General features: G+C 48.5%; 22 protein-coding genes. 13 read left to right on the top strand and 9 right to left on the bottom strand.

Annotation, left to right across the window (positions count from 1 at the left end):
* Positions 1–91: 91 nt before the first annotated feature.
* The 5 genes from purT to malQ all read right to left on the bottom strand — a co-directional run bounded on the left by purT (position 92) and on the right by malQ (position 9,472).
* Complete coding sequence (gene purT / locus ACYVIC_RS06185; RefSeq protein ID WP_460858240.1) at positions 92–1,291, bottom strand: formate-dependent phosphoribosylglycinamide formyltransferase; 1,200 nt, start codon at positions 1,289–1,291, stop codon at positions 92–94.
* Positions 1,288–2,817 carry an NADP-dependent phosphogluconate dehydrogenase gene (gene gndA, locus ACYVIC_RS06190; protein WP_460858242.1) on the bottom strand — a complete coding sequence of 510 codons (1,530 nt, stop codon included), beginning with the start codon at positions 2,815–2,817 and terminating at the stop codon, positions 1,288–1,290. The genes purT and gndA overlap by 4 nt, the downstream gene beginning before the upstream one ends.
* Before the next feature lie 92 nt (positions 2,818–2,909).
* Positions 2,910–4,985 carry a glycogen debranching protein GlgX gene (gene glgX / locus ACYVIC_RS06195; protein WP_460858244.1) on the bottom strand — a complete coding sequence of 692 codons (2,076 nt, stop codon included), beginning with the start codon at positions 4,983–4,985 and terminating at the stop codon, positions 2,910–2,912.
* Positions 4,986–5,029: 44 nt separating this feature from the next.
* Positions 5,030–7,213, bottom strand: a complete 2,184-nt coding sequence (gene glgB, locus ACYVIC_RS06200) for a 1,4-alpha-glucan branching protein GlgB (protein ID WP_460858246.1) — start codon at positions 7,211–7,213, stop codon at positions 5,030–5,032.
* Between the two features lie 75 nt (positions 7,214–7,288).
* Positions 7,289–9,472, bottom strand: a complete 2,184-nt coding sequence (gene malQ, locus ACYVIC_RS06205; RefSeq protein WP_460858248.1) for a 4-alpha-glucanotransferase — start codon at positions 9,470–9,472, stop codon at positions 7,289–7,291.
* Positions 9,473–9,681: 209 nt separating this feature from the next.
* Between malQ and gap the strand changes: the two genes are divergently transcribed.
* Complete coding sequence (gene gap, locus ACYVIC_RS06210; RefSeq protein WP_460858249.1) at positions 9,682–10,692, top strand: type I glyceraldehyde-3-phosphate dehydrogenase; 1,011 nt, start codon at positions 9,682–9,684, stop codon at positions 10,690–10,692.
* Positions 10,693–10,904: 212 nt separating this feature from the next.
* Positions 10,905–11,747, top strand: a complete 843-nt coding sequence (locus ACYVIC_RS06215) for an aldose epimerase family protein (protein WP_460858251.1) — start codon at positions 10,905–10,907, stop codon at positions 11,745–11,747.
* Here ACYVIC_RS06215 and ACYVIC_RS06220 read toward each other — a convergent pair.
* Together ACYVIC_RS06220 and ACYVIC_RS06225 are read right to left on the bottom strand one after the other, a co-directional pair.
* Entirely contained in the window at positions 11,744–11,938 is a 195-nt protein-coding gene (locus ACYVIC_RS06220; protein ID WP_460858252.1) for a hypothetical protein, read from the bottom strand. The two genes, ACYVIC_RS06215 and ACYVIC_RS06220, sit on opposite strands and share 4 nt — an antisense overlap.
* A 75-nt stretch (positions 11,939–12,013) precedes the next feature.
* Positions 12,014–12,331: a hypothetical protein gene (locus ACYVIC_RS06225; protein ID WP_460858254.1), complete on the bottom strand. Its 318-nt coding sequence runs from the start codon at positions 12,329–12,331 to the stop codon at positions 12,014–12,016.
* Between the two features lie 351 nt (positions 12,332–12,682).
* On the opposite strand from ACYVIC_RS06225, the gene ccoN reads away from it, so the two are divergent.
* The 11 genes from ccoN to ttcA all read left to right on the top strand — a co-directional run bounded on the left by ccoN (position 12,683) and on the right by ttcA (position 22,503).
* Positions 12,683–14,110, top strand: a complete 1,428-nt coding sequence (ccoN, locus tag ACYVIC_RS06230) for a cytochrome-c oxidase, cbb3-type subunit I (protein ID WP_460858256.1) — start codon at positions 12,683–12,685, stop codon at positions 14,108–14,110.
* A gap of 10 nt (positions 14,111–14,120) precedes the next feature.
* Positions 14,121–14,732: a cytochrome-c oxidase, cbb3-type subunit II gene (gene ccoO, locus ACYVIC_RS06235; RefSeq protein WP_460858257.1), complete on the top strand. Its 612-nt coding sequence runs from the start codon at positions 14,121–14,123 to the stop codon at positions 14,730–14,732.
* A gap of 5 nt (positions 14,733–14,737) precedes the next feature.
* Positions 14,738–14,917, top strand: coding sequence for a cbb3-type cytochrome oxidase subunit 3 (locus ACYVIC_RS06240; protein WP_460858259.1), 180 nt, complete (start codon positions 14,738–14,740; stop codon positions 14,915–14,917).
* Positions 14,910–15,890: a cytochrome-c oxidase, cbb3-type subunit III gene (gene ccoP, locus ACYVIC_RS06245; protein WP_460858261.1), complete on the top strand. Its 981-nt coding sequence runs from the start codon at positions 14,910–14,912 to the stop codon at positions 15,888–15,890. Before ACYVIC_RS06240 ends, ccoP begins: the two co-directional genes overlap by 8 nt.
* Before the next feature lie 49 nt (positions 15,891–15,939).
* Entirely contained in the window at positions 15,940–16,461 is a 522-nt protein-coding gene (locus ACYVIC_RS06250) for a FixH family protein (protein WP_460858263.1), read from the top strand.
* Between the two features lie 12 nt (positions 16,462–16,473).
* A complete protein-coding gene (locus ACYVIC_RS06255; RefSeq protein ID WP_460858265.1) occupies positions 16,474–18,855 on the top strand; it encodes a heavy metal translocating P-type ATPase in 2,382 nt (793 codons plus the stop codon).
* Entirely contained in the window at positions 18,852–19,043 is a 192-nt protein-coding gene (ccoS, locus tag ACYVIC_RS06260) for a cbb3-type cytochrome oxidase assembly protein CcoS (protein ID WP_460858267.1), read from the top strand. Before ACYVIC_RS06255 ends, ccoS begins: the two co-directional genes overlap by 4 nt.
* The gene (locus ACYVIC_RS06265) at positions 19,040–19,711 is read left to right on the top strand and encodes a sulfite exporter TauE/SafE family protein (protein WP_460858268.1); all 672 of its coding nucleotides are present in this window, start codon (positions 19,040–19,042) and stop codon (positions 19,709–19,711) included. The genes ccoS and ACYVIC_RS06265 overlap by 4 nt, the downstream gene beginning before the upstream one ends.
* 29 nt (positions 19,712–19,740) lie before the next feature.
* Positions 19,741–20,469, top strand: a complete 729-nt coding sequence (gene fnr / locus ACYVIC_RS06270; protein WP_460858270.1) for a fumarate/nitrate reduction transcriptional regulator Fnr — start codon at positions 19,741–19,743, stop codon at positions 20,467–20,469.
* Positions 20,470–20,572: 103 nt separating this feature from the next.
* Positions 20,573–21,505, top strand: a complete 933-nt coding sequence (gene uspE / locus ACYVIC_RS06275) for a universal stress protein UspE (RefSeq protein WP_460858272.1) — start codon at positions 20,573–20,575, stop codon at positions 21,503–21,505.
* 77 nt (positions 21,506–21,582) lie between these two features.
* Positions 21,583–22,503 carry a tRNA 2-thiocytidine(32) synthetase TtcA gene (ttcA, locus tag ACYVIC_RS06280; RefSeq protein WP_460858274.1) on the top strand — a complete coding sequence of 307 codons (921 nt, stop codon included), beginning with the start codon at positions 21,583–21,585 and terminating at the stop codon, positions 22,501–22,503.
* Between the two features lie 29 nt (positions 22,504–22,532).
* On the opposite strand, the gene ACYVIC_RS06285 is transcribed toward ttcA, so the two are convergent.
* Both ACYVIC_RS06285 and ACYVIC_RS06290 read right to left on the bottom strand, forming a co-directional pair.
* The gene (locus tag ACYVIC_RS06285) at positions 22,533–23,180 is read right to left on the bottom strand and encodes a DUF2987 domain-containing protein (protein ID WP_460858276.1); all 648 of its coding nucleotides are present in this window, start codon (positions 23,178–23,180) and stop codon (positions 22,533–22,535) included.
* Between the two features lies 1 nt (position 23,181).
* A complete protein-coding gene (locus ACYVIC_RS06290; RefSeq protein WP_460858278.1) occupies positions 23,182–24,045 on the bottom strand; it encodes a glucosaminidase domain-containing protein in 864 nt (287 codons plus the stop codon).
* Positions 24,046–24,144 lie beyond the last annotated feature (99 nt).

A 24,144-nucleotide genomic window follows, 5' to 3' on the forward strand; every position in this document is an offset into this window, starting at 1 on the left:
CAACTAATAGCGATTTGCCCAGGTTATATTCCGGCAAGCGACAGACATAAAAAAACCACCCGCAGGTGGTTTTTTAAGCGGCCTAACCAGCTTATTTCAATGTAACACTAAGCTTGCTAACCACGTTTAGCGCTTTCTTTGTAGCGGCTTCTACCGTATCACTTAATGCCAGCGCTACGCCCATACGGCGTTCGCCCTGCACTTCCGGCTTGGCGAATATTCTTAGCTCGGTATCCGGCTCTGCTAACGCATCAGACAAACCGTGATACTGAATGTCAGCACTGTGACCAGGCACTAATAACACAGCTGAAGCTGCTGCACCGTATTGTTTAATCTGCGGAATTGGCAAACCTAAAATGGCACGGGCATGCAAGGCAAACTCACTCAGTTGCTGCGATATCAGCGTCACCATGCCGGTATCATGTGGGCGGGGTGAGACCTCAGAGAAATACACTGTGTCGCCTTTGATAAACAGCTCAACGCCAAATAAACCACGCCCGCCTAACGCCTGCACTACCGCTTTGGCATAGGCTTTTGCCTTGGTTAAGGCTTCCGCACTCATTGCCTGCGGTTGCCAGCTTTCGCGGTAGTCGCCTTTTTCTTGCCGGTGGCCGATGGGGGCGCAATATTGAATGCCGGACATCGAATTTACGGTTAACAGTGTAATTTCATAATCAAAGTCGATAAAGCCTTCAACGATTACCCTGCCCTTGCCGGCCCGACCACCTTCCTGTGCGTATAGCCAGGCAGCATCAAGCTCGGCATCAGAGCGCAATATGCTCTGGCCTTTGCCACTGGATGACATTATTGGTTTTACAACACAGGGGTAACCTATGGTATTCACAGCAGCGATAAAGCTGGCTTTGTCACTGGCAAACTGAAACGGCGATGTGGCAAGTTGCAGCTCTTCTGCAGCCAACCGGCGAATGCCTTCACGGTTCATCGTCAGGTTTACCGCTTTCGCGCTGGGCACTACATTGAAGCCACAGTCTTCCAACTCAATTAATACAGAAGTGGCAATAGCTTCAAGCTCCGGCACTATTAATGCAGGTTTTTCGCTTATGACCAACTGGCGCAGTGCAGCGTTATCCAGCATCGACATCACCACGGCTTTATCAGCCACTTGCATGGCAGGTGCATTAGGGTAACGGTCTACCGCGACAACTTCGCAACCGTAACGCTTAAGCTCAATGCACAGCTCTTTACCCAGCTCACCCGCGCCTAACAACAGCACTTTAGTGCTGCTAGCCATGCCTGGCGTGCCTATGTATTGTATATTTTGTGTGCTCATTTTATTTTCACCATCGGACGCTGCGGGTTACTCCAATCAACATGAAACATCTTGCCTTTGGCTTTGTCGGTACGCTCAAAAGTGTGGGCACCAAAATAATCGCGCTGGCCCTGCAGTAAGTTAGCCGGTAATACCGCAGTGCGGTATGAGTCGTAGTAACTGAGCGCTGAGCTGAGCGCCGCTACCGGAATACCGGCCAGGGTAGCGTTTGCCACGGCTTTACGCCAGTTTTGCTGGTACACCGAAATTTGTTTGGCAAAGAACGGGTCAAGCAGCAGGTTTTCCAGCTCGTCGTTGCGCTCGTACGCGCCGGTAATAGATTGCAAAAACACCGCGCGGATAATACAGCCGGCGCGCCAGATCTTGGCGATTTCAGCAAAGTTTAGCTGCCAGCCGTGCTCGTCGGCGGCGGTTTTCATTAAGTGGAAGCCCTGGGCATACACACAGATTTTGGCGCAGTACAATGCATCGTGCAGTGCCTGAATAATCTCGTCTTTCTGTTCAGGCGAAATCAAATTTTGCGCCGGACCGGCCAATACCGTAGCGGCTTTTACCCGCTCGTGCTTCAGTGCCGATATTGACCTGGCATACACCGCTTCGGCAATGGTCGGTGACGGGCTGCCAAGCTGCAAGCTACTCACCGCTGTCCAAAGTCCGGTGCCCTTCTGGCCGGCTTTATCCATGATCACATCGACCAGCGGAAGGCCGGTTTCTGAGTCTTTGGTTGCCAGCACATCAGCGCTGATGCCAATTAAATAGCTGTTGAGCGGGCCTTCATTCCACTGTTTAAACACCCCGGCAATTTCAGCGGCCGGCATGCCAAGAATGTCGCGCATGACCTGATAGGCTTCACAAATCAGCTGCATATCGGCGTATTCAATGCCGTTGTGTACCATTTTCACATAATGGCCAGAGCCACTGGGGCCAATATAAGTGGCGCAGGGTTCACCTTCGGTAACCGGGTTACCAGGTTCAAAGCGCTCGATGGGTTTACCGGTTGCCGGGTCAACTTTAGCGGCTATGGCTTGCCAAAGTGGCTTAATACGGGTCCAGGCGTACGGGTCGCCACTTGGCATTAGCGATGGGCCAAACCGCGCGCCCACTTCACCACCTGATACGGCGGTAGAAAAGAAAATAAATTTACCTTCAAAATCTTTTTCCCGTGCCACAGTATCTGTCCACAGGCTGTTACCGGTATCAACAATAATGTCATCAGCCTGAATACCGGCATCGATTAATTTGTGACAGACATCGTCTACCGGTTTACCCGCCGGCACGGATAACACGATAAGGTGAGGTGCTGATAAACGTGACAACAATTCAGTATAGGAGCTGCAGGCAATAACACGGGCCGGTTTGTCGCCGCGCTCGGTTGTGTCCTGCGCCAACACGGCTTCCAGTTTCTGATGATCCAGGTCAAATGCGGCGACGCGGTAACCATTATCGGCCAGGTTTAAAATGAGGTTTTTCCCCATTACACCCGCGCCGACAAAACCGATATCGCAAAGTGCTGCTGTGTCTGTCATCGGACATTCCTTTAAATTGTGGTTCTGAGGCTGTGCGCCAGAGGCGCGCTCATGCAAACGGCGCGCATTATACTTAAAAGCATTGACTGCGCCTACAGCCAGACCGAGATACTGTGTGCATTCTGCAGATAACGGCTGTGTTTTTCTTCAGATTGCTGCAAAAGCCCTTTGTCGACACTGGTATCGAACAACAATTGCCGCGCGCTACCGGGCAAGGTTAAGGCTACGGTTTTTTGCTGCGCATTAAATACACAAAGCAAGCTGATATTATTACGTTTATTGGTGATCTGACAGATGCAGCTGTTGCGCTCAGGCTCATGCCAGTCGTGTGGCTGTTTTTCACGACCATCGGGTAAAAACCACTGTACCTGATGTTTATCACCATGTAACTGGTAGCTGTCGTCAAGTAACGACAATTGTTGCAAACACGGATAAGTGCTGCGCAATGTCATCATTTGCCGGACAAAACTCAGAAAATCTTGCTGTTCCGCATCCAAATGCCAATCGAGCCAGCTAATATCATTATCCTGGCAATAGGCATTATTGTTGCCGCGCTGAGTATGGCTTAATTCGTCACCGCCCAGCCAATGGATCATGCCCTGGCTTAGCAATAACGTGGCAACCAGATTGCGTTTATGCAAATAGCGATTGGCCCGGATGGCGGCATCCTTACTGGGCCCCTCTACGCCATGGTTGCAACTTAAATTGTGGCCGTGACCATCGCGGTTTTCTTCACCGTTTAGCCAGTTATGTTTATCGTTGTAACTCACCAGGTCGTGCAGCGTGAAACCATCATGGTAGGTTAAATAGTTAACGCTACAACTAGCTGGTTTATGGTGTTTTTGAAAAATATCGCGCGAGCCAAGTAGCCGCGTGGTAAATTCTGGCAGCACAGCCTTATCACCGCGCCAAAAAGCACGGAAGGTATCACGACATTTGTCATTTAGTTCTGACCAGTGGGCAGGAAACTGACCCAGCTGATAGCCCATAGGGCCAACATCCCAGGGTTCTGCAATCAATTTTACCTTTGACAATACCGGGTCTTGCGCAATGATCTGCAAAAACGCCGCATAGGGGTTAAAACGCTTGTGTTCGCGGGCCAGCGTGGTGGCCAAATCAAAGCGGAAGCCGTCAACCTGCATTTCAGTAACCCAATACCGCAGCGCGTCCATCACCAGCTTTTGCACCATCGGATGTGCTACATTCAGTGTGTTACCACAGCCGGTGTAGTTACAGCTCTGGCTAAAATCAGTAATGTCGGCATGGCTTTCAAATAAATAATAATGCTTATTCGCCAGGCCGCGAAAACTTAATAACGGGCCGTCATCGCCACCTTCGGCAGTATGGTTAAATACCACGTCAAGAATAACTTCAATACCCGCCTGATGATAAGTGCGCACCAGGGTTTTAAATTCAGTAACCGCATCTTCTGTCTGATAGCGTGGGTCCGGGGCAAAGAAACTTATCGGGTTATAACCCCAATAGTTAGTCAGCTGCAGCTTATTTAGCCGCGGCTCACTCATAAAAGCCGTTACCGGCAATAATTGCAGGGTTGTTACCCCAAGCTGCTGCAAGTGTTTTACTACTGCGGGCTGGCACAGCCCCAGATAGGTACCGCGTAACTGTTCAGGTACTTGCGGATGTAACATCGTCATGCCTTTTACATGCGCTTCGTAAACCACGGTTTTTTCGCGCGGGATCTGCGGCTTTTGCACCCCCTGCCAATCAAAAGTCAGCTCACACAGCACGCCTTTGGCCAACATGTAACTGCTTTTACTATTGTACAATCGTTCGTTAAAACGGACTTTTCGGTTTAGTTTGCGGGTATAGGGGTCAAGCAGTATCCGTTGTTTGTCAAACACCAGCCCTTGCTCTTGCTGCATCGGGCCATCGGCTTTTAACGCATACAAGGTGCCGTCGCTAATGCCCTGCACTGCCAGATGCCAAATGGCGCCGGTGCGGCCAGTAAAAGCAATTTCTGCCAGTAACTCTTCTGTATCGGGGGCAAATAAGCACAAAAACAGCGCGCTGGCGTCTGGTGCAAACACGGCGAAATTCCAGCCGGTTGGCGCATTGTCATCCAATGCCCCGCCAGCGCAAACACGACTGGCGCCAAGCGGGCTGCTGTGGCCGGTGTCTAATTTTAGTAACGCAATTTGGTGACTCATAATGGCTGCCGTTTACTTCTTACCTTTGCTGTATAGCCGTTATATCAGCGTTTTTTACGCAAATACAGGGTTGCCAAAGGCGGTAGCTGCAATTTGACATGCTGTGGCTGGCTCTGATACGGCGTGGCAATAGTATAAAGCGCGCCGCCAACATCAAAGTTACTGCCCCAGTAATATTCGCTGTCGGTATTAAGAATAACCTGATACTCGCCGGCTTGCTCTACCCCCAGTATAAAATCATGGCGCGGCAATGGTGTGAAATTCGCCAATACGTATATAACGTCACCACTTTCATCACGGCGTAAAAAACTCAGCGTGCTGTTAGCTGCATCCTGATGATCCAGCCAGGCGAAACCATTATGACTGTAATCCTGCTGATACAAGGGCATACAGCGTTTATAAGTGTGGTTTAAATCGCGGAATAACTGCTGCATACCTCGATGTTTATCATAATCTAGCAGGTGCCAGTCCAGACTGCGGCTGTGGCTCCATTCACTGCTTTGGGCAAATTCATTACCCATAAAATTCAATTTTTTGCCCGGATGGGCGAACATAAACGCAATATAAGCACGCATGTTGGCCGCTTGTTGCCATTCATCACCAGGCATTTTATGCAGCAGGCTGCCTTTACCGTGCACCACTTCGTCATGTGACAACGGCAAAATAAAGTTTTCGTTATAGGCATACACCATCGAAAACGTCAGATCATTGTGATGATAACGCCGGTACGCCGGATCTTTGCTGATATAACGCAGGCTGTCATTCATCCAGCCCATATTCCATTTAAAGCCAAAGCCCAGGCCGCCCATATCTACCGGGCGCGACACCATTGGAAATGATGTTGACTCTTCGGCAATGGTAATAGCGTTGGGATACTTGCTATAAACTTCGCTGTTAAACCAGCGAAACAGGCTTATTGCTTCATAGTTATGGTTGCCACCATCCACATTAGGGATCCATTCGCCGTCTTTGCGTGAATAATCCCAATACAGCATTGATGCCACCGCGTCGACACGCAGGCCATCAATATGAAAATGTTCTAACCAGTACAACGCACTAGCCACCAAAAACTGCCGCACGTAGTCTTTGCCGTAGTCATAAATGCAGGAGTTCCAATCCGGGTGCCAGCCACGGCGCGGATCTTCATATTCATATAACTGGCTACCATCGAAGCGGGCTAACCCATGGCCGTCTTCCGGAAAATGCGCCGGTACCCAGTCCAGAATTACGCCTATCCCAGCCTGATGGCATTGATCGACAAAATACTTAAAATCGTCCGGGTTACCAAAGCGCGAGGTAGGTGCAAACAAGCCCAGCGGTTGATACCCCCAGGAGCCATCAAACGGATGTTCCATCACCGGCAACAGCTCGATATGGCTATAGCCCATATCGACTATGTAGGGGATCAGCTGCGTCGCCAGCTCACGATAACTCAGCGGTTGATTGTCATCGCTTCGACGCCAGCTGCCAGCTTGCATTTCATAGATGCTGATTGGCGCAGTTAGCGGATCTGTCTTAGGCCGCTGTTGCCATGCACTATCCTGCCATTGGTATTTACTGTGGTCATATACCAAAGAGGCATGCGATGGATATTGCTCAGCAAAAAATGCCATCGGATCGGCTTTGTGCGGCAGTAAATTGCCCACTTTATCTTTTATTTCAAATTTATAACGCACACCGGCAGCAACTTGTGGTACCACTAATACCCAATGGCCACACAAGGTACGTTGCATTGGGTGCACCCTGCCATCCCAGCTATTCATATCGCCTACCAGGCTGACACTGCTGGCATTAGGCGCATACACAGCAAAGCGGGTAGCACTGACCGCTTTACCCGCTACTGTCAGCGTCACCAGTTGCGCACCGAGTTGCCGGTACAGGTTTTCTGGCTGGCTGCTAATGTAGTGCACCGCGTAATAGGCTTCATCAGTAAACTGGTATGGGTCGAGTAACTCGTACTGATAACTGCCCTGGCTTACCTGCAGTATATAAGCTTCTTTAGTGCGCTTACGCGGCAAATGTAGTTCAAATACACCGCTGATGTCGGTATCAGCTATCAACTCGCCCAACGGTTTACCGGTTTTCGCCGACACCGCCGTTACCGCTGATGCAAACGGCAAATACACCCTTAACAATAAGCCGGTAGTACTATCTGGCTTAATCGGCTGCCAGCCCAGCAGCGTAAAAGGTTCCGCACAATGTGCCTGGGGTAATTGCGTTATGCTCATTGCCATTCCTTGATAATTATGTTCTTACTACCATAACAGAGCCGGGCAAAAATACTATGGCGTAACATGCCAGCATTAAGCCTGGCGGCGTTTAGTGCTGATATCGCTAAACAATTGCCGAATTTGCGCGTTTTGTTGCCATTGCTCAATGTCCTGTGTCAGCTTACGCCGCCAGTTCGGATACTCTGTGCTAGTGCCGGGAATATTAACCGGCTGACTCATTTGCAGCGCATCTTCCAGTTGCAGGCATAATAGCTGGCTACTGGTGGCAGCCAGATGACGCTGCATGGCGAAGTTCAAGGTTTGCTCCATAGCCAAATGTTCGCTGCTGTGATTGTAATCAGCCGGTAACTGCTGATGTCCGTGTAGTGAATCCATAATGCGCTGCTTATTGGCATGACGCTGGGCATACAGCTGTTGTAACTGGGCTTCGTCTTTGTACAAACCAAGCTCTTTGCCCAGACGTAGATCGTCGCAGTGCCAAAAGCCAATCAGCGTAGGTAAATCATGCGTGGTTAATGTCGCCATGGCTTGCTGCGGATAATGCACCGGCGAAATGTAACCGCCGTCAGCAGCAGTTTCAAAAAAGAATACACGGTATGAATAGACGCCGTGTTGCCCCAGCAACTCGCGAATACCATCGGGTACTGTGCCTAAGTCTTCACCGATAATCACCGCCTGATTACGCTGGCTTTCCAGTGCCAGAATACCGAGTAAATCCATGATCGGATAATACACATAGGCACCACCGCCGGCATTTTCTGCCGTTTTCGGTACCCACCACAGCCGTAGCAGCGCCATCACATGGTCAATACGTAGGGCACCGGCATCTTGCATATTGGCGCGCAGCAAGTCGATTATCGGCTGATACGCCTGCTTATACAGCTGATACGGGTACATAGGTGGCAAGCCCCAGTTTTGTCCGGCTGGGCCTAATGGATCCGGCGGCGCCCCTATGCTGGCATCACGACAGTACAATTCAGGGTTAGCCCAAATTTCGGTAGAGGCTTCGCTGACGCCCACCGCTAAGTCCCGGTATAACCCCAGCAACATACCTGCATCTTTTGCGACCTGCTGCGCCTGAGCCAATTGCTGCTGGGCAATAAATTGCAGGTAACAGTAAAAATCCAGCTCTGCTTTATGTTGTTTGGCAAACTGTTGCACCGCGGCCGATTGCGGCTGGCGGTATTGCTCCGGCCAATTCGGCCAGCCCCAGTGCATACAATCCTGCTGATATAAATACGCATGCAGCGCATCATACAACGCTAACTGCTGCAGGCTGGCGCCGCCGTCAGCTTTAAACTGTTTAAAGGCCTTGAGCTGTGCTTTATTGCCGGTTTTATCCTGTTCGATAAACCATTGATACAGGCTCTTCATTACCGGCAGCTTTAACTGCATAACACCGCTGTAATCAACATAGTCTTTGCTGCGTTGCGTTTGCAGCGCTGTGCGAAACACCGGGGCATTGACCAGACTTTGCGTGCGGGCGCAGGCGGCAAAGCCCGGCATAGCAGCAACATCAATATAACTGATATTCAGCCAACGCCGCGACGAGGGGCTGTAAGGACTGGCACTTTCCGGCATCGCCGGATACAGCGCATGTATCGGGTTTAACCCGACGAAATCAGCACCGACGCTAGCCAGATATTTTACTGTAGTGGCCAAATCGGTAAAATCGCCGATGCCCCAGTTACGTTCTGAGCGCAGCGCATACAATTGCAAAGCAATACCCCATTGCTTTTGCTGTTGAAACACGTCAGGCTGATAACAGCGGCCAGGAGTAATAATCAGCTTTTGCTTTATGTCAGTGTCTGCTATTTGCAGTTGGTGATAGCCGGCAGTTAATGTCAGCGACAGCCTGTGCTGATATTGGTGGTATTCCACCTCATCCAGCACCACCACCTGTACCAATTCGCCTTCTACCGGTATCAGCTTAAAATACTGCTCATCGCCATTCTCGGTAGTTAGGATTAATGCCAGTTCGCTGTTGGCTTGTTCCAGGTTTACCTGCAACAACAGCTGAACCGGTTCATCATGACGTTGCACTGCTACTGCTTGCAGCGGTTGCTGCCAAAAATCCAGTTGTCGCTGCAGTAGCTGCAGTGCTGCGGTTTCATCATCGTCAGTATCAAAGCCCTGAGCTTGCAGCAGAGCCAGCTGATGTTGCTGGCTAACAGTCGTCGGATTTCCCCAGGCATCATTAAATTCAGTTTCAATACCACAAAATGCGATCAATTCAGCCAGTAAGGTGGCGTCCATGGGAATTCCTTTTTATAGTCAGTAGATTGTCAGTACGCTATGGCTCATTTTAGGCCGCCTTTGCGCTAAAGTCATTGTTCATTTATGTCATTTAATTACATAAATAGCGGTTTTATAGCGTTTTAAACTTGAAAAAGTCAGCCAATAATGTAATTTTACTACACAACTTACTTAGCAAACTTTCAGAACATCTATTTAACGGGGTTACTATGACAATTCGTGTCGCGATTAACGGCTTTGGCCGCATTGGCCGTAATGTGCTGCGTGCTTTGTATGAAAGCAGCAAAAATTACGATATTAAAGTAGTAGCAATTAACGACCTGGGCGATGCTGCTATTAACTCACACCTGCTGAAGTACGACACGGCCCATGGTATTTTTGCCGCCAACGTTGAGCACAATGACAAAGCCATTTACGTTAACCAGGATGAAATTATTACGCTAAGTGAACGCAACCCGGCGAACTTACCATGGAAACAGCTGAACATAGATGTGGTACTGGAATGTACTGGTTTGTTTACCGACCGTAAAAGCGCTGGCGCGCATTTGGAAGCCGGAGCAAAAAAAGTCATTATCTCGGCGCCGGCCAAAGATGTTGATGCCACTATAGTGTATGGCGTAAACCAGCATATCTTAACGCCGCAAATGAACATTATCTCGAATGCCTCGTGCACCACTAACTGCCTGGCACCGATTGCCAAGCCGTTAAATGATGTGTTAGGTATTGAGTCGGGCCTGATGACCACTATTCATGCTTACACCAATGATCAGCGTTTAAGTGATGTGTACCACACTGACTTACGCCGCGCCCGGGCTGCTGCGATGTCGATGATCCCCACCAAAACCGGCGCCGCCGCTGCGGTAGGCCTGGTAGTGCCGGAGCTGATGGGTAAATTTGACGGCCTAGCCGTGCGCGTACCTACACTGAATGTCTCCCTGGTTGATTTAACCTTTATAGCCGGTCGCAATACCTCGATTGACGAAGTAAACGACATTATCCGCAAAGCCGCTTCAACGGGTGTCATGGCTGAAGTGTTGGCAGTAAACGATTTACCACTGGTATCCATTGATTTTAACCACAATCCGAAATCGTCTATCTTTGATGCCACCGAAACCCGTGTTAACGGCCGTTTGGTAAAAGTAATGAGCTGGTACGATAACGAGTGGGGCTTCAGCAACCGTATGCTGGATAACACCGTTGAGTTTATGAAACACGCCTAAGATATTGCACACAGACACAGCCAGCTTTATGCTGGCTGTTTTGTTTTTGCAGCCGATACGAATACTCAGCTGCGATAGCAAAGGGGTCGGATTTTTTTCGTAACAGCGGCAGGGATGCCGCGCAGGCTGAGACAGCACAGGGATGTGCTGTTGAAGGCGGTGGAGAAAAAATGTCCGGGCCCTTTTGTCTTTAAAATTACCGGAGAAGTATTATGCAACAGACCGCTATTAGCCAGCAAACCGGTTTTGCGCATCTAACCGACCTGCCCTGCATAAAACTGCAATACGGTGCAGCCAGCGCAGTTATTTCGTTGTACGGTGGGCAGGTGCTGTCATATCAAGCGGTGCCGGGTAAAGAATTGTTGTGGTTGTCACCCAAGGCTACGTGGCATAACCAGGCTGCTATTCGCGGTGGTGTGCCGGTATGCTGGCCCTGGTTTGGCAAGGCCGGAGTAGAATACAATCCGGAAAATATAGCGTTAGCCAATCATGGCGTTGTGCGTAATCAACTGTGGCAGGTTAGCCATCAACAAAGTTCAGTGGCGGGCGTTAGTGTCACGCTGCAGATCAACATTGACCGTTTACCGCATCAGCAAGCCGGGGCAATGTTACAGCTTTGCCTGACATTAAACGACAGCCTGACGATAAGTTTGGGCTGCAATACGGTTATGCCACAGCAAGCTGCACTGCACAGCTATTTTGCCATAACTGATGTTGACTCAGCGCTGATAAGGCCACTGCCTGGTAAGTACTACGATAAACTCAAGGATGCTCAAGTAGCAGATAGCCGCTGTAGTACAAATATCAGCGAAGAAACAGACCGTGTTTATTATCAAAGCGCGCATCAGCTGCGGTTAGACAGCGCCGAGCGCTCTTTATCAATATGTCAGGCCGGCCATGATGCCACCGTGGTATGGAACCCCTGGCGGGAAAAAAGCATTACACTGCCCGATTTAGATGAAGCTAGTTACCGCCAGTTTGTCTGTGTCGAAACGGCCCGCCTGCATAGCAGCAGCCAGGCACTCGCGGTCAGCCAGCAGCTAAAGATGATTTAAACGTCAGTACCTTTTAAAAACCGCTTTAAATCTTGCTGTGGATACCCCAATTGGCCAAGCAGCTCGGGTACTTCATCCATCGGCATAAACACGTTTTCAAAGTGCTCGACGATGCCGTATAAATCAGCGCCCTGATCTTTTAAACGCTGCGCAGTGGCTAAATGAATATTGCGAACGAATTCACTGGTCATTGCTGTTGCTCCACCCAAATTTGCTGCACGATAGTGGCTATTTTTTAATCACATATCAAGCAAAAAATTTTCACCCTAACGCCAACTTGATTGAAGTGTATGTTTTAGCGTGGTTTTAATTCCCTGCTCATTTTGCAGATGCAACACCAGCTGCCATTGCATATCAGGATCACTACAAGCGCCGAGCAAAAACTCCGCCTGCCACTGATTTTCTGCTATCTGGCTGAACCGCAACGGCACTATGCCCATATACATAGTTACGCCGCTCAGTTCGCCGGTAACCGCAGCCAGCCCGTTAGCCATTACGCTTAAGGTCAAAGGAGTTTCTACCGGCGCATGGCCCGGCGTTAGTGTCAGGGTGATGTCGGCGCTGTGAAACACCAGCGTTGGCATAACCGGCCCCGGTGCAGCCGGCTTGCAACCCATAGCGCCTAGCCATAACCAAATAATAAGATAAAATAGCCGCATAGCATGCCAATCAGTTGAAAATGCCAGCTTATTGTATGCTGTTTTAATGAAAAGCTTCAAACTACAGCTACACTTGGTCAATTATTAACCATGGACTTTGTTCTAAATCATAAAACGGGCTGTTTCGCCTATCTTTTTTGGGGTAAAACCCTTAATATGCGGCCCAAAATTGGTATGGTAACAACCACAAGTTTTGTGATGTTGCTATACCTATAACAAGAACGGCTGTCACACAGCCGATGTCAGTAACCAGCACTAACTGCAGCGGAACTCAACATGAGCCAGACCAATTCGTTAAATGTTGACTACAATTACAAAGTTGTCCGCCTCTTTGCCTTAACCACCGTTTTTTGGGGGATTATCGGCATGGCGGTAGGCGTATTAATCGCGGCCCAGCTCTATTGGCCGTCACTAAACTTCGATATCCCCTGGCTGACCTACAGCCGGTTACGGCCATTGCATACCAATGCTGTAATCTTTGCTTTTGGTACCAGTGCGCTGTTTGCCACCAGTTATTACATCGTGCAGCGTACCTGTCAGGTGCGTTTATTTGCTGAAAAACTGGCAATGTTTACTTTCTGGGGATGGCAAGCCGTTATCGTTGCAGCTGTTATAACCTTGCCAATGGGTTTAACCAGCAGTAAAGAATACGCAGAACTGGAATGGCCAATTGATATCCTGATCACGCTGGTGTGGGTATCTTACGCTATAGTATTTTTTGGCACCCTGGTGAAACGTACAACCAGCCATATTTACGTAGCAAACTGGTTTTTGGGTAGTTTTATCCTAACTGTTGCCGCATTGCATATCGTTAACAGCATGGCGATACCGGTTAGTGCTTTCAAATCTTACTCGATTTATTCCGGTGCAGTAGATGCAATGATCCAGTGGTGGTATGGCCATAACGCGGTAGGCTTTCTGCTAACAGCCGGTTTCCTGGGTATGATGTACTACTTTGTACCCAAGCAAGCTGGTCGTCCGGTGTACTCTTACCGTTTGTCCATAGTGCACTTCTGGGCACTTATTGCACTGTATATCTGGGCTGGCCCACACCACTTGCACTACACCGCGCTACCAGACTGGACTCAGTCTCTGGGTATGGTGATGTCTGTAGTGCTGTTTGTACCAAGCTGGGGCGGCATGATTAACGGTATTATGACACTGTCAGGTGCCTGGCATAAGCTGAAAACCGACCCTATTCTACGTTTCTTAATCGTGTCGTTGTCATTCTATGGCATGTCAACATTCGAAGGCCCGATGATGGCAATAAAGTCGGTAAATGCGCTGTCTCACTACACAGACTGGACTATCGGCCATGTACACTCGGGCGCATTAGGCTGGGTTGCTATGATCTCTATCGGCGCTATCTATCACTTAATTCCGGTACTATACAACCAGGGCCGTATGTACAGTATTTCACTGATTAACACTCACTTCTGGTTACATACTATCGGCGTGGTGTTATATATCGTCGCGATGTGGATCTCGGGTATCACTCAGGGCATGATGTGGCGAGCAGTCAATACTGATGGCACGCTAACCTATAGCTTTGTACAAAGCCTGGAAGCGTCAATGCCATTTTATCTGATGCGCTTTATTGGTGGTGTGTTCGTGGTAGCTGGCATGTTGTTGATGGCTTACAACGTGTACAAAACAGTGCGCGCGAAAGATGAATCATTACAACCTGTGCCAGCAGCAGCGTAAGAGGTAAATCATGTCAAATAAGAATTATCATGACAAAATTGAAAGAAGCGCTGGCCTGCTGGCAATACTAAGTATAGTGGCAATCAGCTTTGGTACTTTGGTGCTGATCACGCCACTGTTTTTTATGGATGAGACCACTCAACCTGTCGATGGCATGGTGCCTTACACTGCATTGCAGTTGGAAGGCCGTGATATCTACATCCGTGAAGGCTGTGTGGGCTGTCATAGCCAGATGATCCGCCCATTCCGCGCTGAGGTTGAACGCTATGGTCACTACTCAGTTGCCGGTGAAAGCGTATGGGATCACCCTTTCCTGTGGGGGTCTAAACGCACCGGCCCGGACCTGGCTCGTGTTGGCCAGCGTTACAGTGACGACTGGCATTATGCTCACTTAATGGACCCACGCTCCGTGGTCCCACAGTCAAATATGCCTGCTTACCCATGGCTGGATAAAAACGTGCTGGATGGCGAACACACTGCCCGCAAAATGGAAGTGTTACGCAGCTACGGCGTGCCCTACAGCGACGACGATATTGCCGGCGCTGTGGATGCAGTTAAAGGCAAGACTGAAATGCAGGCTATTATTGCCTACTTGCAGTCGTTAGGCACACACCTGAAGTAATGCTGATGGAATACTCAACTATACATAGCATTTTTACCGTGATTTTGTTCGTCGCCTTTGTTGCCTTCGTTATCTGGGCTTACAGCAAAAAGCGTAAAACTGATTTTGATCAGGCAGCAAACCTGATATTTGACGACGAGCAAAAGGCACCACAAAAAAATAAACAGGAGTCCGATCATGAGTAGCTTTTGGAGTGCTTGGATCATAGTGTTAACCCTGCCGGTGCTTATCGGCTGTGCTGTACTGCTGAAATGGAACCTGACTAACCATGTTGGCGTTCCGGAAGATCAAAATACCGGCCATGAAGTAGATGGCATTGAAGAGATAAACAACCCACTGCCACGCTGGTGGACTTACATGTTCGTGTTAACACTGGTATGGTCAGTGTTTTACCTGGCCGCCTACCCCGGGCTGGGTAACTGGCAAGGCTTTTTAGGCTGGACCAGCTCGAACCAGGGTATTAAGTCCCTGGAGGAGTCACGCTTAGCGGTAGAACAAGGCCGTGCAGAGGGCAAGTTAGTAGAGCTGGACCGTGAAATGGCCCATGCCGATGAAGTCTATGGCCCGGTATTTCAGCAGTTTGCCAAGCGCGATGTGTTAGACCTGGCCTATGATGATGACGCCTTTAAAATCGGTCAGCGGTTATTTTTACAAAACTGTGCACTGTGCCATGGCTCAGACGCGCGTGGCCAACACGGTTTTCCTAATCTAACTGACGCCGATTGGTTATACGGTGGTACGCCGGATAAAATCAAAGAAACGCTGTTATACGGCCGTAAAGCTGCGATGCCTGGCTGGTTAGATGCACTGGGTGAGCAAGGTATTAAAGAAATGACTGCTTATGTACTGAGTTTATCTGGCCGCAGTGTTAACGATCGTGAGGCTGAGGCCGGTAAAGCTAAGTTTGCCCTTTGTGCGGCCTGTCACGGTGCAGATGGTAAAGGCAGCCTGGCACATAACCTGCCGTTTGGTGCACCTAACCTTACAGACAATATCTGGTTATATGGTGGTACCGCCGCTGCGGTACAAGAAAGCCTGGTTAAAGGCCGGTATGGCGAAATGCCTGCGTTTAAACAGACATTAGGCGAAGACAAAGTACATATTCTCACTGCCTATGTATACCGGCTGGCACACCCGGAGCAACCAGCAGCACAGTAGTCATCTGTAATGCAAGTCCGTGATACATTAGGCCCCGTTTTGGGGCTTAATGTTATATGCCCTGTTTACCCTGTTTGAGGTTGTTATGCAGCAAGACACTAAACCCTGGTACAAGCAGTTATGGCCTTGGGTATTAATTGCAATACCCGTCTTTACAGCGCTTAAAGCCGTGCATACTGTTGTTGTAATGCAGCAACATTCGCCCGATTTGGTCGTAGATGATTATTACAAGGCTGGCAGGGCAATTAATATGCAGCTGGCAAAGTATCGTGAAGCAGCACTGCGAAATCTGGATGCACATGTGCTCATTGCAGGTAATAGGGCCGTGGTACGCTTTACCGAAAATACTGTGCTGGACGGTGAGTTGCACCTCGATTTTTATCACCCTACCCTTGCTGCCCGCGACTTTGCTCTGGATGCACAACGTAGCGGCGAACTGCTTTATGTTGCTACGCTGCCGATAACACCAAAGGGCAAATGGCAACTGGTCGTTTCTGATGCATCTAAACAGTGGAAATTGCGCGCTGAATTGCAGCTGCCATCAATAGATGAGATAAAACTCGGTTACTGACGGAAAATTAAATTGAGCACAGCGCGTTGTTTTCACTGTGATGAAGCTATACCTGACGGTACGGACTTAAGCCTGATGTTTGATGGCCTAAGCCGCTGTTTTTGCTGTGCAGGTTGTTTTGCTGTTGCCGATACGATTATTCAAAGCGGCCTGGCTGATTATTACCGTTTTCGCACCCAGCCTGCCAGCCGCACCGAACAACTCCCGGATGCTATAGCCACCTCGTTACAAAACTTTGATGCACCCGATGTGTTAGCCGACATTGCACGCCAACAAGGTGATTTAACCGAAATCGAACTTTCAATAAGTGGCATCAGTTGCGCAGCATGCGCCTGGTTGATAGAAAAACAACTAAGGCAACTGCCTGCAGTGGCAAAAGTAAATGTGAATACGGCTACCCAACGTTGCCATCTTGCTTGGCGTAGTGACCTAACACCGTTGAGTGAGATTTTATCTGCTATTGGCAAAATTGGCTATCAGGCCAGCCCCTTTGTGGCCGATCAGGAACAACAACAATTTAAAGCCGAGTTAAATCGCTTTTTAAAGCGACTTGCCGTGTCTGGTATCATGTCAATGCAAGTGATGATGCTGGCTGTGGCCTTGTATTTTGGTGACTACACAGGCATTGAAGCATCACATCAGGGTTATCTGCGCTGGATCAGTATGTTGTTAACGCTGCCGGTCGTTTTGTATGCCGCTATGCCCTTTGTGCAAAGCGCCTGGCGCGGTATCAAAGCCCGGCAGTTAAATATGGATGTGCCGGTCAGTCTGGCAATTTATTACACCTTTATCGCATCGACATACGCTACGGTATTTAACATCGGCGAAGTGTATTTTGAATCTGTTTGTATGTTTACGTTTTTACTGCAGCTGGGTAAGTTTTTTGAATACCGCGCCCGATCCCGCGCACGTGATGCGACCAGCAATCTGCTAAAAATAATGCCAGTTAGTGCAACGTTAGTGTCTGACAATCAGCAAGATACCGTGTCTGCGCGCCGGCTAAACCCAGGCGATATTATTTTGGTGAAGGCCGGAGAAACCATAGCTGCCGACGGAATTGTTATAGTTGGTAGTAGCTCTGCAGATGAGTCCATGTTAACCGGAGAATACCGGGCGGTAAGCAAGAACGTGGGTGACACTGTACTGGCCGGCAGTATTAATCATGATGGTGTGCTTACCGTGCAAGTCTCCGCTGCACTGGCAACGTCCAGACTAGGGCATATTATTGCCCTGCAGCAACAAACACTGAGCCAAAAACCTGGCGTACTGCAAAAAACAGACAAACTAGCGCGTTACTTTGTTGAACGCCTGCTACTAATAGCCGCTGCGACCTTTGTGCTGTGGTACTTTTGGCTTGATGCTGACAGAGCATTCTGGGTAACACTATCTGTACTGGTAGCTACATGCCCCTGTGCGTTAAGTTTAGCGGCGCCAACTGCTGTTACCTGTGCACTGGCAAATCTTAACCGGCAAGGCGTATTAATTAAGCGTTCTACAGTGCTAGACGTATTACCCGAACTAAGTCATATCGTATTTGATAAAACCGGCACCCTAACCGAAGGCCGTTTTTCCCTGGCAGCTGTGTATTGTTTTCAAGATGAATACAGCGAGGCAGAATGCCTTAACCTGATTGCCAACCTTGAAACCTATTCTGAGCACCCTATTGCACGAGCTTTTGCACCTTACTTAAAACAACCTTTGTTGCTTGAACAAACACAAATTGTGGTTGGCGCCGGCATCAGCGCTCAGTACGAGGCAAAACAAGTAAAAGTAGGCAGCGCTGAGTTTTGTCAGGCTGCGCCTCTGGCGGATGCCATGGTTTACCTGACGATAGATAATCAGGTACTCGCTGCTGTAACACTGGCTGATGCATTGCGCAGCGAAGTACCGGCCCTGCTAAACAATTTACGTCAGCGTGGTTACACATTGGTGATGCTGACCGGCGACAGTTCAGCCCAGGCGGATACCCTACAGCAACAACTTAATTTTGATTTGGTAGTTAAAGGCTGCAGCCCAGAGCAAAAAGTTGAGCAAATCAACGCACTGGTAAAACAGGGACACAAAGTTCTGATGCTCGGCGATGGCATTAACGACAGCCCGGGCTTTAATGCTGCTCATGTCTCGGTTACATTGCAAACAGGCAGCGATTTGTCGAAGAATCAAGCTGATGTGGTATTGTTGCAACCCAGTATCGGTTTGTTGGCTCAGCTTTTGGCTGGCAGCACCGAAGCCCAACGTATTATTAAACAAAATCTCGCCTGGTCGGTAGGCTATAACTTATTGATTATACCGTTAGCCGTGGCCGGTTTTGTTTCGCCATACATTGCGGTGCTGGGTATGTCATTCAGCTCATTGCTGGTGGTGTCTAATTCATTAAGGCTGCTGAAAAAATGAGTGTAATTTATGTATTGATCCCCATTGCCATCCTGTTTGTCATTATTGGCCTGGCGGTATTTTTCTGGGCTGTACGCAGCAAGCAATTCGAGGATTTAGACAAAGAAGGTTTCAGTATTTTATTCGACGATACTAAAGCTACAAATAAACAACAGCAAGATAGCAATAACGATAAGGCACCGCAGTGAACAGTGATTTCGCCGCGGCACTGTTGATTGGTTTAATAGGTAGCAGCCATTGTCTGGTCATGTGTGGCGGTATTGCCGGTGCGTTGCAACTTAGTATGACGGGGTCTGCTAAACATAAGTTACTATTACAACTGCATCTTAGCGCCGGGCGTTTAACCACCTATGCATTGTTTGGTGGCGCAGTAGGTTATTTTGGTGTGAGTGCGATGCAACTGGCTGGCGCATCACTGCTATGGTTGCGTCTGGTAGCTGGCTTGCTGTTGCTAATGATGGCGCTGTATATCAGCCGCCTGTGGTTTGGCCTGCTAGTCCTGGAGAAACTGGGCCAACATATTTGGCGCCATGTCCAACCCCTGGCGCAACGTCTGCTACCACTGAAACGCGCAAGTAATGCGTATGCCTATGGCATGTGCTGGGGTGCTTTACCCTGTGGATTGGTATACAGCACCTTAGGTTGGAGCTTGGCCAGCGGAAGTGCCGGCCAGGGCGCGTTTATTATGCTTGGTTTTGGCCTGGGTACTATGCCTGCTATTTTACTAACCGGTTCAGCGGCAACGTTGTTAACACAACTAAAGAATCAGCGCGCCTTTCGCTACAGCGCAGCATTGCTTTTGGCTATTTACGCAATTTATACGATTTGGCTTGCTATCCGCAGGCTGGTTTTTTAAGCTAGCAGCTGTTGGTATGTCAGAGAAAAATGAAGGAAGTAGGTATGCAACGCTCAGCGATAAACTGTCAGGATTGCGGCTTTAGTCAGCTTTGCCTGCCTTTCTCACTAAACGATACCGAAATGACCCGGCTGGACGATATCATTCAGCGTAAACGCCCATTACACAAAGGCGATATGCTGTTTGAATCTGGCAATATACAAAAATCTCTGTTTGCTATCCGCACCGGATCTTTTAAAACCTTTACCTTAACTGAGCAGGGTGAGCAACAAATTACCGGCTTTCATCTTCCGGGTGATATTGTTGGTTTTGACGGCTTAAACAGCCAGCAACATCCGAGCTATGCAGAAGCACTTGAAACAGCCATGGTGTGTGAGATCCCACTACCAAACCTCGATACCTTGCTCGATCAATTACCACGCCTGCGCCAGCAAATGATGCGCTTAATGAGCCAGGATATTCAGTCTGATCAACAAATGATGCTGCTGTTAAATCGCAAAACTGCCGAACAAAAACTCGCTACTTTTTTATCACAGCTGGCCCAGCGTTATGCCAGCCGTGGCTTTTCTGCTACAGAGTTTCGTTTGACAATGACCCGCAGTGACATTGGTAATTATTTGGGGCTAACAGTAGAAACGATCAGCCGCCTGCTTAGCAAAATGGACAAAGAACAGCTGATCAGTGTGGACGGTAAACTCATAACTCTTCAAGATGCACCGGCATTGAATAAACTGGCAGCATTAACAGCACATTGTTAAAACGGTACAGTTTGACCTCTGTTTGACCTGCATCAGGTTATTGCTCAGCAAATCAGGCTAGTTTGGCTACACTTTATTAAATACTATTGTAGCGGAGCCCGTTATGTCTGAATTTAACCATGTACTGGTAGTCATCGACCCAACCTCTGATCAACAGAAAGCCTTAAATCGCGCTGTACAACTGGCGCGATTACAACACTGCCAACTAACAGCCTTTGTCTCAGTCTATGACTTTTCCTATGAAATGACCACGATGTTGTCCGGCGAAGAGCGGGAGTCAATGCGCCAGGCGGTTATTAAAGACAGAGAGCTGTGGCTGAGTGATTACTTAGCCGCGCCACGCGCTGGCGGTATAAATATAGACGTTAAAGTGGTATGGCATAACAGACCGTTCGAGGCGGTTGTGCATGCGGTGCTTGAGGATGGCTATGATTTGGTTATTAAGGGCACGCACGACCACGACGTACTTAAATCAATGATTTTTACCCCTACTGACTGGCACATATTGCGTAAATGTCCATGCCCGGTACTGTTGGTAAAAGACCATGACTGGCCACAAGGCGGCAATATTGTTGCGGCGGTGAATGCTGGCAGCCAGCAAGAGCAACATCAATCATTAAATCAGCGTGTTATAACCAAAGCACAACAAATGGCGGAAATGCTTAAAGCCAACACCCATCTGGTTAACGCCTACCCCGGCACGCCTGTTAATATTGCTATTGAAATACCTGAGTTCAATCCTCAGGAGTATAACAGTACGATGAAAACGCACCATGCTGATGCGGTAGCAGAGCTGGCCAAGCAGTACGCCATCACTACGACACATGCCCATGTGTTGGAGGGTATGCCGGAGGATGTTATCCCACAATTGGCCAAACAACTGGATGCAGAAATGGTGGTAATTGGTACTATTGGTCGTACAGGCCTGTCTGCCGCCATTATCGGTAATACTGCGGAGCATGTTATCGATCGGCTGGATTGTGATGTACTGGCAGTAAAACCAGATAACTTTGTCTGTCCGATGCAGAAAAGCTGAGTTTTAGCGCGTTGCTAGCTTTGGTATTGCGGCGCACTTGGCTATAATGTGCGCCATTTTCACTAGTGGTAACTGTTATGACGCACGCCGCCCAAGCCAAAGCTCAATATAATCTGAACAAACTGCATAAACGCCTGCGCCGAGGCGTGGGACAAGCTATCGCCGATTTCAATATGATTGAAGAAGGCGATAAAGTGATGGTGTGTTTATCAGGCGGTAAAGACTCCTACACCATGTTGGATATTTTGCTAAATTTACAGCAATCTGCGCCAATTAACTTTTCACTGGTCGCGGTAAATCTGGATCAAAAGCAGCCCGGCTTTCCGGCTGACGTACTGCCGTCTTACTTAAGCCGGATTGGCGTTGATTTTACCATCGTCACCGAAGATACCTACTCGATTGTTAAAGAAAAAATCCCTGAAGGTAAAACGACCTGTTCTTTATGTTCCAGGCTACGCCGCGGTATTTTGTACCGTACAGCGAAAGAGTTGGGTGCAACCAAAATTGCCCTGGGCCATCATCGGGATGACATGCTGGAAACCTTGTTTTTAAATATGTTTTATGGTGGCAAAATGAAGTCAATGCCGCCTAAGCTGGTCAGTGACAATGGTGAACACATTGTTATCCGACCTCTGGCCTACTGCAAAGAGAAAGATATTGAAAAATACTCCATTGCCCGCCAGTTTCCGATAATCCCCTGTAATCTTTGTGGTTCGCAAGACGGCTTGCAACGTCAGGTAGTAAAAGAGATGCTGCAAGATTGGGATAAACGCTTTCCGGGCCGCATTGAAACCATGTTTCAGGCCATGCAAAACATAGTACCGTCACATCTGGCAGACAAAAACCTGTTTAATTTTGCTGCACTGAGCAAAGACACTGAGCTTCAAGAGCGTGATATGGCGTTTGACAAAGAATCAGTACCGGCAGTACCGGTAGGCCTTGAGGCAGAAGACGATGCCGAAAACGACAACCCGCTGCAAATTATTGCGCTAAGCTAAACGATAGGCAAAACAGCAACGATGCACTGTTAAGGTGTGGCGTTGCTAATGAGCGGTAGCAGGTATAATGGCCGTTGACTAAACTGCCATTGCGCCTGCTCTGCCACAGTTTTATCAAGTGTAATTTCACAACGGTCTTTCTCACACCGCGTTATACGCTGTGCAACGGCATCTACCTCAGCGGTAACACTATCGTCAGCTAATTGCACTATTACCCCCGCCACAGTCGGCAGCCAGTGTTTGCCTAAACCAGCCATATCGTCCAGCAGCAAATCAAACTGGCTTTGATAGTGTGCCAGCGTGGCATAATCCAAGCTTAGCGGCAGACGCATGCGCGATCGCAAACGAAACTGCACCTGACAAGGTTCAGCATTGTCAGCCTGCAACACTTTGAGCACTGCATTACTGTTTTTTAGCTCTTCATCGTAGGGCAAGCTAATTTCGCCGTTGCCCGCCGTGTCCAGGTTAATATCATGCTGGTCGCTGAGCAATTTAAGGCTGTAAAAACGGCAGGGTTTGCCGCTACGTTCACCAATTAATGCAAACGCCAGAGTAATATCGCTATATTCAGGTTGCTGTAACTTTTTCATCCGGCCATAAAAGCCATTGTAATGCAGTTGCAAATCAGAATAGGCTGGCATTGCTAACAGCGGTAGCAGTAATAAGAACCAGCGCATATTATTCTTCCAACAACTTACGGTTAAAGCGGATCATACCACTGATTTCAGCTATATATTCGTCTCCACGCTCAGAATATGAACCTAAGCCTGCTGCTAATGCCTCACCACGCAAGGGTCTACCCTCACTACGTAGCTGGGCACGGATGCTACGAAGGCTATCGTAGGTATGAAAGGTATTCAGGTTATAAAAGTAGCTTTTTATACTGGCGCCAGGACTGCTAAACTTAGCAACCTCATGGTTTTGTCCTTCAGCACGAGCCTGCGGCACCAAACCACAACCTTCGCGAAAACACCACTGACCAAAAAAGTTATAGCCCTCAACAGCAAAGCGGCTGGTACCCCAGGCTGACTCGTTAGCTGCTTGCATTAGTACCAGGGTGTCAGGAATAATGTCTACCCGCTCTAATAACTGCTGCAGCATAGTCTGATCCGTTTCAGCCACATCCATGCGAAATTCATCATATAAACTATATAAAAATGCATATTCCTCTAATGAGATACGCATACGTTTTTGCTTTTTTTGTTGTATGTCCAGTAATTGCTCACGCAGCGAGCGCAAACGGGCATTTTCCCGTTTTACAAAAGGCCGTAAATAATTAAAAAATGCCCGTTTACGTTCGGTGGTATCAGTGTACAGGTTAAAATCTGGCAAGGGCTGAAAAACGATAGCAGGTTGCGTATATGCCAGACGGGCTAATACTTTTTTCTGATCCGCTGTACTTAACGCCGTTAAGCGATTTGGCTTCTGCCAGTCGTCCAGCGAGTCCAATTGTTTTACTGGTTCAAGCTCAGTAAAAGGACTAAATGCTGCCGCTATAACGGCAAGCCAAAAAAACAGTACTATGATTTTCTTTATAAACATCTATCACCTTAAAACGACTGCTACACTGCCGCATTACGCGCATTAGTAACCAATTTATTACAAATTAAGCTAGCCATTTTACCTGCTAGTGCAGTTTTA

This window comes from Rheinheimera gaetbuli (assembly GCF_054781935.1).

Bases quoted from the DNA above. Each gene is read 5' to 3' on its own strand.
- purT (WP_460858240.1), bottom strand. From the start codon at position 1,291: ATGAGCACACAAAATATACAATACATAGGCACGCCAGGCATGGCTAGC.
- gndA (WP_460858242.1), bottom strand. From the start codon at position 2,817: ATGACAGACACAGCAGCACTTTGCGATATCGGTTTTGTCGGCGCGGGT.
- glgX (WP_460858244.1), bottom strand. From the start codon at position 4,985: ATGAGTCACCAAATTGCGTTACTAAAATTAGACACCGGCCACAGCAGC.
- glgB (WP_460858246.1), bottom strand. From the start codon at position 7,213: ATGAGCATAACGCAATTACCCCAGGCACATTGTGCGGAACCTTTTACG.
- malQ (WP_460858248.1), bottom strand. From the start codon at position 9,472: ATGGACGCCACCTTACTGGCTGAATTGATCGCATTTTGTGGTATTGAA.
- gap (WP_460858249.1), top strand. From the start codon at position 9,682: ATGACAATTCGTGTCGCGATTAACGGCTTTGGCCGCATTGGCCGTAAT.
- ACYVIC_RS06215 (WP_460858251.1), top strand. From the start codon at position 10,905: ATGCAACAGACCGCTATTAGCCAGCAAACCGGTTTTGCGCATCTAACC.
- ACYVIC_RS06220 (WP_460858252.1), bottom strand. From the start codon at position 11,938: ATGACCAGTGAATTCGTTCGCAATATTCATTTAGCCACTGCGCAGCGT.
- ACYVIC_RS06225 (WP_460858254.1), bottom strand. From the start codon at position 12,331: ATGCCAACGCTGGTGTTTCACAGCGCCGACATCACCCTGACACTAACG.
- ccoN (WP_460858256.1), top strand. From the start codon at position 12,683: ATGAGCCAGACCAATTCGTTAAATGTTGACTACAATTACAAAGTTGTC.
- ccoO (WP_460858257.1), top strand. From the start codon at position 14,121: ATGTCAAATAAGAATTATCATGACAAAATTGAAAGAAGCGCTGGCCTG.
- ACYVIC_RS06240 (WP_460858259.1), top strand. From the start codon at position 14,738: ATGGAATACTCAACTATACATAGCATTTTTACCGTGATTTTGTTCGTC.
- ccoP (WP_460858261.1), top strand. From the start codon at position 14,910: ATGAGTAGCTTTTGGAGTGCTTGGATCATAGTGTTAACCCTGCCGGTG.
- ACYVIC_RS06250 (WP_460858263.1), top strand. From the start codon at position 15,940: ATGTTATATGCCCTGTTTACCCTGTTTGAGGTTGTTATGCAGCAAGAC.
- ccoS (WP_460858267.1), top strand. From the start codon at position 18,852: ATGAGTGTAATTTATGTATTGATCCCCATTGCCATCCTGTTTGTCATT.
- fnr (WP_460858270.1), top strand. From the start codon at position 19,741: ATGAAGGAAGTAGGTATGCAACGCTCAGCGATAAACTGTCAGGATTGC.
- uspE (WP_460858272.1), top strand. From the start codon at position 20,573: ATGTCTGAATTTAACCATGTACTGGTAGTCATCGACCCAACCTCTGAT.
- ttcA (WP_460858274.1), top strand. From the start codon at position 21,583: ATGACGCACGCCGCCCAAGCCAAAGCTCAATATAATCTGAACAAACTG.
- ACYVIC_RS06285 (WP_460858276.1), bottom strand. From the start codon at position 23,180: ATGCGCTGGTTCTTATTACTGCTACCGCTGTTAGCAATGCCAGCCTAT.
- ACYVIC_RS06290 (WP_460858278.1), bottom strand. From the start codon at position 24,045: ATGTTTATAAAGAAAATCATAGTACTGTTTTTTTGGCTTGCCGTTATA.